The sequence below is a fragment of the Pseudomonadota bacterium genome, from assembly GCA_026390555.1.
Classification (GTDB): domain Bacteria; phylum Bdellovibrionota_C; class UBA2361; order UBA2361; family OMII01; genus OMII01.
The window spans coordinates 25,481-39,164 of sequence record JAPLFS010000066.1 but is presented as its reverse complement, the minus strand read 5'-3'; the positions used below and the strand labels follow the sequence as shown (position 1 = coordinate 39,164).

Sequence of the window (13,684 nt, the reverse complement as noted above, 5' to 3'; positions counted from 1 at the left end):
CCCGTATGAACGATATAACCTTCGCAGATGTAGTGCACCCCTCGGTATCATTTTCACCAGAGGATCCCGCTGAGAGATTAATCCTTAATCTGATCGATACGTGCTGGTTTCAAAGGTTACGCGACATTAGTCAAACGGCCAATACACGCCTAGTCTATATGTTCTCGGAGCATTCACGTTTCGGTCACTGTCTGGGAGTTGCATATCTAGCAAAGTTGGTTCTTGAAAAACTTGCTTCGCGCTACCCAAAAGACGTAGAGCTGTATAAAGCGGCGATCTTAGTCGCCGCTTTACTTCACGACGTTGGCCACATAGCCCCCGGCTCTCATACGGCCTTTAAGACCTGGTTTCCATGTCAACCCGATGAGCATGAAGCCCTGGGCGAGCTTGTCCTAAAGCAGGACCCTGAAATCGGAGCTCTGCTAGATTCGTTCGCTCCAGATCTGCGCTCAAAGGTCATCTCTATATTAAGCGAGTCGGAGGATGTGCCGGCCTGGTCCTGGCAGATAATCTCAGGTGGTGGTTGGAACGTTGACCGAGGTAACTGGTCAACGGTTGATAGCGTCCTGGCCGGGGTCAGCTACGGCAAGTATAATATAGCCGCCTTAGTTGATTCGATCGTTATTACAGCCGACAAGCAGCTCGCCCTGATGGAGAACCGTCTCGATGCAATGATGCACTTTATGGTCTCACGCCACGCCATGTACCGGCAGATCTATCAGCACCGTGTACTGCTGGCAGCCGATGTAATAAACCAAGCTATCGTTCAAAGGGCGCGCGATCTTGGACCGACCCTTGAGTTTGCAGATGATATCATGCAACAGGTGCTTGCCGCCAAAACAGTAGCAGAGCTGCGAGCCGATACTATCTTTCAGATGCGTGAATCGTGGTGGCGCTACCATCTCTGTCGCTGGTCTCAGGGCTCTGATGCTATACTTAAGGATCTAAGCGAGCGCCTCCTGCACCGTCGTCTCTTTAAGACCATTAGATGTACTAGCCACACCAACATGGAGGCGCTACTTGTCGAAGCACGCGCCTGCCTCGAAAAACTCGGCTTAGATTCACGCTACTATCTGCATACTATTACCACCGCCGATGTGCATTCCGGAGACACCCGCCAATCGATGTTGGTACAACTCGATGATGGCCAGGTCATTACCCTAAGTGATGCCGATCCAATGTTTCAGGCGATGGTCTCCGATGCGCGTATCTCAAAACGTGCCTGGATTGCTCTACCTAAAGAGGCCAAGGCGCTGCTCGGGCATGTACGTTAGGATTATATGAAAGATCTCCCTCAAATAACACCTTACTCGCGCAGTTACTACTTCGCCTGGTTGCTCGTTATCTACACTGTGGTGGTTGTTGCGTGGGGGGCCTGGGTGCGTATCTCTGGATCGGGTGCTGGGTGTGGTGAAGACTGGCCGCTCTGTAACGGGCAGGCCGTACCATTGAACGCTCCGATTAAAACCTGGATAGAGATTTCGCACCGCTACTCGACAGCGCTCTACGGCCTCTTGGTGCTAGCGCTAATTATCTGCTCACGCTGTATTTTTTCGCGCGGACACCCTGCACGCCTATGGTCAATATTGGTACTCGTATTTACCCTGACCGAGGCCTTGATCGGAAGACAGCTCGTTACAATGAAGCTAGTAGATGAAAGTACTGAGATTGTACGGATGCTTGTAATGCCGCTACATCTGATCAATACCTCGTTCCTTCTTTTCTGCGCCGTTATGGCAGCAGAGAGCTTTCGCTACGGCGATCGAGCTCGTCGCCCTATCAGTTCAGAGCTTAAAAAACTTGGGGTCTTAGCAATTATCGCCCTGCTACTTTTAATGACGAGTGGCGCTATCGCAGCTCTCGCCTCGCACCTCTTTCCCTCACTCTCGCTCATCTTAGGACTGAGAAAAGATCTAGCACCTACGGCACATCCTGCTCTGCGTTTAAGGATCCTGCATCCCATATTAGCGCTCTCTCTTCTGCTCGTAGTGCCATACTTTATCTCAAGCATTAAGGCCGCCGCCCCATCACAGCAAGCTCGCCTCTGGTTCAATCGCCTCGGATACACCACCTACACCGCTATTCTGATAGGAACAGCTACGTTACTCCTACTAGCGCCAGCCTGGCTTAAAATTACCCACCTCGTAATGGCTAACGTACTGGTAATCGTAGCCTCGTTGGCTCTCTTTCATACCTACCGTCCTACACCCTCATTTGGGCCCCCATTTGGGTCACAAACGCGCTAAAAACAAACATCTTTCTCTCAGATCAAACCGAGTCGTAGGCATCCCTTGATCAATCCCACCACTACGGTGTTACGGGGGTACTTATTGAGCAGAGGAAGCATCAAAATGGTATAAAAGCTAGTAACAGCGTAACGTTAGGTGACGTTTAAGCCGCAAGACACTGCCGCTCTGTTTTGCTATAGTCGCACAACTTTTTAAGCTCCCTTTTTATTCATATGGCGCGTGCGATTAAATCTGTAACATATCTTTGTCCGGAGAAACCGCGCCATTGTCGCGCGGATGAGCGACGAAACAACAACTATAGCTCTTCAAACCAAAAAAATTGCCACATGATATTGTGTGGTGCTTTTTTTGGGAGGAGCTATAGCGTATGAACCGCCACAACCCCACTACCCCCTCTGTATCTCATTCCATTAAGCGGCTGACCATCGCTACCTGGGAATCTACCCTTGGCGATCGCACCAGATTTTTTGCCTTTATCTTACTGTTTATCATCGCGTACAGCCTCGACCTGATGGTGCCCTGGGCAATCGGAGAGATCCTGCAGGCCGTCGTAACTGGTGGGTTATCTCCAGAGTCCTTAGCAACTGCGATGCGCGGCATCTGGTTATTCGTTGGTCTCAAGATGGCCTACGCCCTCTCCCATCACTACGGTAGCTACCTTAAAGGCCTGACAGCCTACACAAGCCGATTCAGGAAGCTCGAAGAGGTCTTTAGTGCCCTGATACGGTTTCCCCTTAAGTGGCATGTCTATCACCATACCGGAGAGAATCTAAGTCGCCTTAATCGTTCAGTCGGGGCGGTTGAATCGGTGATCGCAAACTATACCTGGCAGATTATCGATGGCGTTATGAAGTTCGTCGTCGTTGCGATGTTAATCTTCGTGCTTGATTTCGAGGTCGCTATCACCGTTATCTTGATGGGATTCGTTACGATAGTTGTGATGATCCTATTTAACGCCAGACTCACAAAGAATATCCGCAGAAACAACCGCTTTAACGATCGCCTAAATCGCACCAGCGTTGATTACCTCTCTAATATTATCACAGTTAAAACACTTCATCTCGAAACTCCAGCCGTTGGCTATCTGAAAGCTCAACGTGAGGAGGGTCTAAACTTAAGTCAAAAGATCTGGAAGTACCAAGAGCTAAAATGGGGCACCATTGCCATCGGCTATAGCCTCGTAATGGGGGTCTCTCTATTTATTTATCTCAATAACCAAAGAGCTCTTGGCACCACCTTCGATATCGCTACGGCCTACGTTCTCCTTAATTATCTTGACCGCATCTGGGCAGCGATCGGCTCATTTACGGGCTATTACGGAGGAATTATAGAAGCTGCGATCGCCTATGACGATGCCTCTTCAGTTATTACAGAATCTGGCGATCTCACGATCCCAGCTCGCGCCAGCACCCTGCCGAAAAACTGGTCAAGCCTGACCATGCGCGACATCTCCTTCTCATACGGTGGTGATGTTGCAAACCTGGACGGAATTTCGTTGGCGATTAGCAAAGGTGAAAAGATAGCGCTGGTTGGCCCAAGTGGTGGCGGAAAGTCTACACTACTTAAGGTCATGGCAGGCATGCTCTCGATTCAGCATGGGTTGGTAACAACTCCAGATGGAGCGATCTTCTCAATTGAGGACCTTGCTGGAGTCAGCATCCTCGTTCCGCAGGAACCTGAGATCTTCTCTGAAAGTCTATATTTTAACCTGAGTTTCGGCGAACACTTTACTACCGAGCAGCTACAAAGAGCCCTTGAGATCTGTCGCATAGACCACCTCCTGCAGAAATTACCACACGGCTGGGATAGCATCCTCGAGGAGGCCGGCTTAAACATCTCCGTCGGGGAGCGTCAGCGCCTCTCACTAGCGCGAGGAATTCTGCGCGTGCCAGGCAAGGATCTATTACTCCTTGACGAGCCTACTTCAAGCCTTGATCCCCTTACGGAAAAACAGATCTTCGCTGGGATCTTACATGAGTTTGGCAAATTAACCGTTATGATGGCGTGCCATCGCCTCTCCTTAGTGCCCCTTTTTGATAAGGTTATCTATGTACGAGATGGCCGCATCGAGGAGATCGGAACCTTTCCTGAGCTACGCGCAGCAGGTCGCGGTTTCTCGGCAGCTTGGGCTGATTATGAGCGAACGATTGTAAGTGGGGAGAGCGTTCAAAGCTGATGAATCACCCACTCACGCTAGCAACACCGACCACCTACCTTCTGAGCAGTAGTCTCTGCGAGGTGACGAATGACGCATATTGATCGCACCGTTATTCGCAGGTTCATCTCACTAGCAACTCCATTTTTTCGCTCCGAGATGCGCTGGAAGGCGACCGGCCTTGTTGCTCTGCTGCTGGGGCTCTCGCTCACCACAAACGGTATCGGCGTGATCATGAGTTATATCGGTCGTGATTTCATGACCGCGCTTCAGACCAAGAATACAGATCTATTTTACTGGAAGTTGCTGCACTATATCGGGGCCTTTATTATTACAACGCCGATCATCGTGTACTATTCATACATGGAGCAGCGGTTGGGCCTCTTGTGGCGTCGTTGGTTAAGCCACCGCTTTCTGGCGCGATACTTCTCAGAACGCGCCTACTATAAGCTTAACATACTGGGTGATATCGATAATCCTGACCAACGTATCGAGGGGGATGTGCGCTCCTTCTGCGCGCAGAGCCTTATGTTCTGCTTAATCCTTTTCAACTCAACCGTCCAAATCTTTCTCTACGTATACGTGCTCTGGTCGATCTCATGGCTACTCTTTGTTGCGGCGCTCGGCTATTCGATAGTCGGCTCTATAGTAACGTACTACCTTGGGCGACCGTTGATAGTGCTCAATTTTGCCCAACTTAAGAAAGAGGCCGACTACCGCTATAAACTAATCAATGTCAGGGATAGCGCGGAATCGATCGCCTTCTATGGTCGCGAGCCGCGTGAGTTCATACGAACCCGTCAGCGCCTCAAAGAGGCTCTTAACAACCTCCTGGAGGTCATCAAATGGAACCGGAATCTGCAGTTTTTTACCACCGGATATAACTATATCCTAATCATTCTGCCGACCGTGTTAGTTGCGCCCCTTTTCTTTAACGGGCAGATCGAATTCGGCGCGGTCATTCAAGCTGCCGCTGCTTTTGGTGTCGTCATCAATGCGCTCTCTATCGTTGTTATTCACTTCGGCAACCTAAGTGTCTTCGCCGCCGTTATTAACCGTCTAGGCTCATTCTCAGAGGCCCTCGACCAGGCCAGCGCCCCCGTATCAGTGGGAGAGCGGATTAAGATTACAACCGGCTCTGCGCTTGAGTTCAAGTCTGTTACGATCTGGACACCACGTCGTGAGCAAGCACTAGTTACTAACCTAACCTTTTCATTCTCTAGCTCTTCGTTGTTACTCTATGGTCCGAGCGGTAGTGGAAAGAGCTCCATTATGCGCGTTATCGCGGGCCTCTGGGATGCCGGCAGGGGGCAGGTCATTCGTCCAGACCTACGCGATGCTCTCTTTCTGCCACAACGCCCATACATGGTGCTTGGATCTCTACGCTCCCAACTTACATACGGCCTTAGAAGACGATCCGTTCTAGATAAAGATCTGATCGCCGTACTCAAGAAGGTTCGGCTCGGAGAGATGTTCGATCGTGTCGGTGGCCTCGATGCCACCCTTGATTGGCCAAACGTACTTGGAACTGGGGAGCAACAACGTCTAGCATTCGCACGGATGTTACTTGTCAAGCCACGCATCGTTTTTCTAGACGAAGCTACTACGGCGATGGATCGTGAGATCGAAGAGGAGCTATATAGCCTTCTGCCAAGCGTAGTTGAACGCTACGTCAGCACCGGTAGCCCAACAGATCTTAAGGGGTGCCATGAACATATACTCGAATTGCATGGGGATGGAACATGGCGTTACGAATAATCTCCCTACTACTCTCTATCATATCGGCCCTGAGCGTTGCTCCATCCTATGCTGCAAGTGGGATTGAAGAGATTATCTTCCAGGATTGCGAGGCTGCTAAGGATAAGTTCTCTAAACTATCTCAGGATGAGCAACGGACTCTCTTTGACTTCCTGGCCCGAGTTGTCACCCTAAATACGCAGGCCCCAGCTGCTCCTGAGCCATTTGCGCACCTACCCGGTCAAAATAATCGCGGTGATGTAATCCTTCCTGGCAGCGCCAAGGGGCCTGAGCTTATCTCCGGATCCCTCTGGCAAACTATGGATGCTAAGCGTGAATTGCTAGGAAAGCGGTGTGCACTAGAGCTATTTTCCAACGCCGGCGCTACTGCATTACCATTTGCACCTAAACTTGCCTCGATCTATAGCCAGGAGAATCTCAGTGATGAGATAGCGGTTACTCTTGAGGAGTCCGCCGCATCGATCGCTGAGCAGGCTCACAAAGCTGGCATCAACCCCTCCGATCAGGAGATCGATACCGTTGTTGCTCTACTCCCTGGGGCTAAGCCGTTGGTAGCGCAAAATTTTCTACATGAATATGTCGTACTCTCACTACCACGTATAGCCAAATACCTCTCAACCGTTGAAGAGGGTGAGGTACATAAGATTACTCCATTTCTCAAGGAGCTAGATCCCGATGGCAGCCGCGGTATAAGAACTCTGCTCGATCTCCTTGTTACACTCGATCCACAAGCCCAACAACGGCTGGCTAATTATCTACCGTTCCCAAGCAAACAGGCCTTAGCGCAGTTTATCCCAGAGTTTGCGCGCTTAGCGGCGGAGCCCTCAAAAAATATAATTTTTGCCCCCCTACTTGGAAAAGCTTGTCTCCTGCTAGATGGATTAACGCTTGATACAACTGTTGCCTCCGCTTTTAATCAGGCGACCACCCTTAATAGCCTTGAGCCTGTAGAACAGGCGTGCCTGGTGCGCTCGATACCATCCTTCGCAAAGCGGGTCATTACGCTCCTATCATCCACGCTACCGTCTGAGCAGGAGCAGGCGCTGCGACTACTCCCAAGTGCTGTCAAACTGCTCAACAGCGAACAGAAGTTATCGTTATTAAACAGAGTAAAAGAGACAGCCCTGCGTTCCCAACAACCCCAACAGGTAGAGGCGATTCACGCCCTCGCTCTATTCCCTGAACGTAGGGGTGAGTCTGTTTCAATTCTCCTACAGATTATTAAGAGGCTGGAATCGATGCCAACTGAGGTTCAAGATGAGACAAGAGCCGCGCTCCTAGAGACCATCTCTACTATGGGATACTCAAAAGAAACGGCCCGTCTTACTCCCTTCGTTATCAATTCACTTGCAACCGACCTTAATACCACCGCAGCAAGCCTATTCTCCTCTACTTCAATTGAGGGGGAAACTGAGCTGCTTAAACTCCTTAAGCCAAGTACCCCAGATACTACCTCGCGCGTCCTTATGGTGCTCTACAAAAGAAAATCTCTCTCCAAAAAAGTAGCCGCACCCCTTTTCGATCTACTCGGCCAGCCCGGTGTTAGTCGTGGGGCTGAGAGGGTGCTTGCTCGCCTACCGGCAACGCTCGTCCTGCCCATGATAAAGAGGTCGCTACCTCGCTCAAACGGTGAGTTTCGGATAGCGCTACTCTCGTTACTTCAGACCTATGGACACTCTTCAAAATCTGAAACGACTGAGCTGCTCTCTTTCCTTATGGGGGAGGGATGTTCTCAATTCGATGGCCGTACTGGATCTCTACACGCGCTTCTACATAGAAAGGAGCTAGATCCTGCCCTGCGTTATCGGCTAGAACAGCGCCTTATTATCTGCCTTTCAGAGACCTCTGAAGCCTTTTCTGGGGAGTGGCTAACGCTAGCCGAAGAATCTGTCCTATCCCATCCAGCTCAGATAGCTGAGACCCTGCGTAATCACAAAATCTCAGATGAGCTTCAAACAAAGCTGATCGATTCAGCGCTCAGATCAAATATGAGCTCGGTAGATCTGTCACAGATTGCGCTGGTAGCGCTAGAGCATGGTTCTCGGCCGTCGCGTTTAAAGTTTCTTACCGCGCCAAATCTGAGAGACCTTTCATCAGCAGAGTTAATCAAGGCGACCCAAACGGTGGTCACAAACGCCAAGAACGACGAAGAGCTAAGGTTGCTAGCGATCCGAGCGCTCGCGCTACTTAACGACACAAGCTACGACTGGAAAGATTTTATTAAAAACACGATTGATACGATGGCTCAACGCGACCGCTATGATTCCCTCCTTGTGGTGATCCGTTTACTCCCTCCGCAACTCGTTCTGGATGAAGTTCTACCAGCTCTTAATAGCGATAATCAGGACAAACTGGTCGGCGCCTGCCGTGTGGGCGCAGCACTTGGAGCTCAAGCCGTGCCGATCATCTCAAAGCTCTGGAATCTACGCGAGAAGCGGGCCCCATCAGTTCGCTACGCTGCGGTCCTGGCGCTACTTGAGATCAACCCCCTTACGCCTGAGCTGCAGGAGCACCTAAAAAGGCTCCTAGTGAACCGCTACTTCCCAAGCACAACGGTCCTGCCGATCCGTTGGAGAAGCACCGTAGCGGTCGTGGACCTTAATGCAGCCTCATTCGGGACCCTCAGGACGGTCCATCTTGAGCGGTTGCTTAGTAATCCATAGCTCTACTTAAAACCGCTTAGATCAGGCGTAGCTCCCGGGAGTACCCATATACAACCGGCCACGAAAGGGATCGCACTCCTGAATTTATGGTTCCTCTCCGATAAGTGTGGGTACATTAGATGGAAAACCCCTGCGCGGGAACGTGAACCGCTTCCCGTTACCTGCTCCCGCTCCGATACAGGTTAACCCTTAAAACCAGCTTGGACAGCATGGCCGCCAAGCTGCTCAAAAGACTCGTAGGAGTTTTAAGGGTTCCTCACCGATAAGTATTGGTACATTAGATGGAAACCCCCTGCGCGGGAATGTGAACCGCTTCAGCGCAGGGATTCAGCATCCATTATCTTACATTCATCGACCGGCTTTTCTTCCAACTGCCGCGCATAGTTATGCTATCATCCAGTAGCTTCCCACCCACACCTATTTGGGAAAGAACCGTATTTTCTAAATATTCTAAAATATTGATAGGTTATTACGCTCAAGGAGCGTAGATAGTATTGATTCTCATGAATATCGTTAAATTTATAAAAACCCCAGATATTGCTGATCAAATAAACATTCTCTTTGAATCAGAAAAAAAGAGGCTATTGGAGTTTATTCCAAGCGTAGACATTCAGCACATTGGAGGCACCTCGATACCAGATTCTATTTCTAAAGGAGACTTAGACATCAATGTTCGTGTAAAGAAAGAAGATTTTAACGAAACTGTCAAAAGACTCAAGAATATTTATGAGGTTAATCAGCCAGAAAATTGGACTAATGGATTCGCAAGTTTTAAAGATGATTTAAGAGATCTTGGTGTGCAAGTAACAACTATTGGTGGTTCAGAAGATTATTTTATTACTCAAAGAGATTACCTTAGAAACCATCCGAATGTCTTAGAAGAGTTGAACATTTTAAAACAAAAATTTGAAGGAAAAGACATGGATGAATACAGACATGAAAAATCACGTTTTTTTGATAATTTGAATTCTGAGATAGCGCTCAAGGAGCGTTGATTTGGTACAATAAATTAAGTTAAAAAAGCAGGGGACTTACCCACCACCCAAGCGGGGGCAGGTAACGGGAAGCAGTTCACGTTCCAGCGCAGGGACTAAGCATCCATTATCTTACATTATTCGACCGGCTTTTCTTCCTGGTGACGAACCTGATCTTTCTATCCTTGGAGAGGCGGCGTTTAAGATCTGAAAGCTCTGAGATGTGAGCTCTTGAAAGCGGCAAATTAAACAATAGAAATGGAAGACACTTAAGCAGCATATATATGCGCTTTCTCTTCCACCCAAGCTTCGGCAAATCCGACTAAATCTGTAAATAATTTGGATTTTTCGTTTCTAGTTTCGTCTACTATTTCTCTAAGCTCCGGTAGCGAACTAACAAATTTTGCGCCCTCTGTTGAAGCTACCTCAGGGTCTGTACAAATTAATGTTCCTCCAAAATCAAATGTGGGACTTTTAATTACTACTTCTTGATCTGGAAATTCTTGAGTTTTACCAAAAAGCACCTCTTGTGCTACAGCTAGATCACGGTCAATTTTAGTAGCAAAGGTAAGCTTACGAAATGGCTTTCCAGTACCAGCTTCAAATGTATAGGAAACTTCAAAACTTTCAGGATGCTCCTTGTAATATTGAAGTGGGTCAATATTAGCTGTGTAAAGTGTGCCTTTCCATTCAAAGTTTGCTTCAAGGCTATTGAAATATCTCTCTGTCTTATTTGTTAAGAAATCTTTAAGCTCCTTTGGTTCATTAATTAATAGTAGTGTGAGACGGTCATTAAGCTTTTCTAGGCGCAGCGAGCTCTGATCGCCTTCTTTTACTTCAATAAGTAGTGAATAAAGATAGTCTCTTACTTGCTCAAGCCGATGGTGGTCTTTGTTTTCTACTAGCTGTACTATTAGCTCTTGAGTTTTATTGATTAGCGATGAAAATTCGGTATCAAGATCCTCAACAAAACTTGAGAAAAGAGTGTGTGGTTTTTCAAGATCATCATTTTCCAGAAGCATGATTAGTTCATAGTATGAATCTTCCCCATTTTCTTTTAGCTGATCGGTATGACGTAAGAATGTTTTAATAATGTTGCTTGTTGCAGCGCCCCATTTTATTTCGAAGATCTTATTATCACCTACTAAATAATCTGCTCGCATGCCGTAGAAGCCTCTTTCGTCTTTAATTCCAACCTTTAGGCAGTATTGGGGGACAACTCGCTCGTTAGGATATTTAAGAGCTAGAGCTATTCCCATTAACTGCTCAAAAGCTTCACCCTTCACAAAGGTTACTGGATTATAATTTGTTGAGGTAGCTACAGTACTAGAAGCTCCGCCTAGATTTTTGCCTCTACTTTTACGTAGTTCTTTATCTTGAGAGTTACCGCGCCTAAATTCCTCAGGAAGTGGGGGTGCTTTATCTAAGTTAGCGCCCAAAACCTTTGTTCTTAAAATTGCTTCTTCGCCGCGGGCATTTGGAACATCTGAGACTAGAATTTCAACGGTCCTTGTGCGTCCACTCTTCTTACTCGTACCGCTAATCTTAATCCAAAACCCGTTATCTTTAGCACTATACTTAAGCTCATGAAGCTTCGGGTTTATGCAGTCTTTGGGTAACCCTATCGATCCTACGTCTCCAAGTTGTTCTCCATTAGGAAGTAGAAAGGAAACTTGTAGCTGGCCACGAGTACCTATCAAATCATTTCGAACTGAGTCTAGGTTTGTAAAGGGTATGAAGCCCTTACTTTCTTTTGCTATGCGATATAGATCGAGCAGTTCTTTTTGATGAGGCTTAAAGCTTTTAATAGCCTCTCTTCCAGATTTATCTTCTGAGACAAGCACCCATGATTCCTGTGTTTCACCTTCATTTTCCCCAGTAAAACACAACCAGTAGCCATTATCTTTAGCACTATACTCAAGTCCAAGAAGCTTCGGGTTTTTGCAGGGTTCTGGTAGGCCTATCGATAGTGGCTCCCCAAGTGATTCCCCATTAGCATTAGGAAGTAGAAAGGAACTTTGTAGCTGGCCTTTACTAGATATCAAATCATTTCCAATTAAGTCCGGGTTTGGAAAAGGTATGAAGCCCGGACTTTCTTTTGCTAAGCGGTATAGATCGAGCATTTCCTTTTGATGAGGCTTAAAGCTTTTAATAGCATCTTTTCCAGATTTATCTTCTGAGACAAGCACCCAAGATTCCTGTGTTTCACCATTATTTTCGGCAGTAAAACGCAACCAGTAGCCATTATCTTTAGCACTATACTCAAGTCCAAGAAGCTTCGGGTTTTTGCAGTCGTTTGGTAGCCCTATATATGCACCTTTCCCAACTCGTTCCCCATTAGGAAGTAGAAAGGATATTTGTAGCCGGCCAATACTAGATATCAAATCTTTTCGAACTGAGTCGCGGTTTGGAAAAGGTATGAAGCCCTGACTTTCTCTTGCTTTGCGATAGTATTCTAACAGCTCTATCTGATGTGGTTTAAGTATCTTCTCAGTAATTACAGGTGGAGTTATACGCTCAGAAGCAAGAGGATTATCTGTATTTAGATTTTTAGCTTCTAAAGTTTGCATTTTTATCTAAGTGTAAACAACTAGTGAGGTATTGTGTAAATTACGCGTTATGTGACATAGCAAATTGTGTATAGTAGCTATTAGTAGTTAAGGCTCTGAGAAAGCTCGTTTAATATCCATCAAGTGGTCTAGCGACAAATACTCCTGCCAATGCAGGACTATGCGGCGTGCGGAGATTATTGGTAGAGATAATTGTTAGGGGGTCACGTCTGGTACACTACCGTGTTGGGTGAGGCGTGAGCCCCTGGGCGTGCCGGACTCTAGGCCGGTCATGAAAGGGACCTCACTCCTTAATTTATACCTAGCCGTTCTGGAGAACGGCGTTCCCAGCGCTTCGCTGAGGCGTGAGCCTATGGGCGCGCTGGGATTCCCTCTCTTATCACTCTGGTGCATCGCTACCGTGTTGGGTGAAGATCATGGGTACGGGGTACTTCTATTCAATCAACCACGCAACATCGTTTTCACCACAATTTATAATTTCAGATATGAAGCCCGCCGATCTTTTGCCCTAGTTGTGTGACTAGAAAGTAACGCCGCACTACTGCCCTAAAGCACCAGTGCCCTAAAGCAGCAGTGCCCTAAGAAAAAAAGAAATAAATGTTGGATTGGCTCGACCTGTTGCGCGTGCAGTACGTGGTATTGGCCTCTGAAAGCAGGTGCCAATTTTAGTGCTTGAGCTAATTCTTTCGAATTGTAAGCACTACCTCCGCCGCATCGAGACCGAATTTTGTAAGCTTTGAATGGTTTATAATTACGGTGTCGGTAACGAGGTAGAGCCAGTCGTCTACGTTTAATTGGGTCGTTGAGCCGTTCATAGGAACCTCAAGCGTGTAGACAAGGTGCATCGCATTTCCAGCCACCTCCACTTTTGCCTGTCCTACGACATCGTTCGCGGTTCCGATAAAGGTTCCAGGGGATGTGCGTGTAAGTCGCCACACTCGTGTTTGACGAGTGTTGTCTGACCACGAGAAGTCCTCGTTGAGTATAAGGTCGTGCCCGTCCCAGCTGCCTTTCATGGCACATACGAAGCTTTTAAGGACCTTTCCTCTACGGTCGCTCACTATCCCTATAGCCTCGAGGTTTCCAGAGAAATACCTTTCAATTTCAAGTCGCGGCTTTTCATCCCTATAAACGGAAACCGATAGTGGGCAGCAGGCGGAGAGGGTGCTGGCTGCAGCAAAACCGATTGCTAGAGAGATCTTTCGGAGCGTTTTTGAGTTGATCATATACAAGTTTCCACTAGCCTTCACTAACACGCAGACCTTATCAACAAGGGTCCCTAGGGGAAAGGGGATAGTACATCTTGATCAATCAG

At 47.7% G+C, this 13,684-nt stretch carries 8 protein-coding genes; 6 read left to right on the top strand and 2 right to left on the bottom strand.

Features of this window, described 5'->3' with window-relative positions:
• Window positions 1-5 precede the first annotated feature (5 nt).
• The 6 genes from NTV65_09225 to NTV65_09200 all read left to right on the top strand — a co-directional run bounded on the left by NTV65_09225 (window position 6) and on the right by NTV65_09200 (window position 9,820).
• Window positions 6-1,274 (top strand): HD domain-containing protein, encoded by a 1,269-nt coding sequence (locus NTV65_09225; protein ID MCX6115375.1) that lies wholly within the window; start codon window positions 6-8, stop codon window positions 1,272-1,274.
• A 6-nt stretch (window positions 1,275-1,280) separates the two neighbouring features.
• On the top strand, window positions 1,281-2,246 hold the full coding sequence (locus tag NTV65_09220) for a COX15/CtaA family protein (protein ID MCX6115374.1): 966 nt from the start codon (window positions 1,281-1,283) through the stop codon (window positions 2,244-2,246).
• A gap of 370 nt (window positions 2,247-2,616) precedes the next feature.
• A complete protein-coding gene (locus NTV65_09215) occupies window positions 2,617-4,425 on the top strand; it encodes an ABC transporter ATP-binding protein (GenBank protein ID MCX6115373.1) in 1,809 nt (602 codons plus the stop codon).
• 69 nt (window positions 4,426-4,494) lie between these two features.
• The gene (locus tag NTV65_09210; protein ID MCX6115372.1) at window positions 4,495-6,162 is read left to right on the top strand and encodes an ATP-binding cassette domain-containing protein; all 1,668 of its coding nucleotides are present in this window, start codon (window positions 4,495-4,497) and stop codon (window positions 6,160-6,162) included.
• Complete coding sequence (locus NTV65_09205; GenBank protein MCX6115371.1) at window positions 6,147-8,825, top strand: hypothetical protein; 2,679 nt, start codon at window positions 6,147-6,149, stop codon at window positions 8,823-8,825. The genes NTV65_09210 and NTV65_09205 overlap by 16 nt, the downstream gene beginning before the upstream one ends.
• Before the next feature lie 503 nt (window positions 8,826-9,328).
• Window positions 9,329-9,820 carry a GrpB family protein gene (locus NTV65_09200; protein MCX6115370.1) on the top strand — a complete coding sequence of 164 codons (492 nt, stop codon included), beginning with the start codon at window positions 9,329-9,331 and terminating at the stop codon, window positions 9,818-9,820.
• Between the two features lie 248 nt (window positions 9,821-10,068).
• Here the strand turns inward: NTV65_09200 and NTV65_09195 are convergent, their stop codons facing one another.
• Together NTV65_09195 and NTV65_09190 are read right to left on the bottom strand one after the other, a co-directional pair.
• Window positions 10,069-12,369 (bottom strand): hypothetical protein, encoded by a 2,301-nt coding sequence (locus NTV65_09195; protein MCX6115369.1) that lies wholly within the window; start codon window positions 12,367-12,369, stop codon window positions 10,069-10,071.
• 677 nt (window positions 12,370-13,046) lie between these two features.
• A complete protein-coding gene (locus tag NTV65_09190; GenBank protein ID MCX6115368.1) occupies window positions 13,047-13,595 on the bottom strand; it encodes a DUF3833 domain-containing protein in 549 nt (182 codons plus the stop codon).
• Window positions 13,596-13,684: the final 89 nt, after the last annotated feature.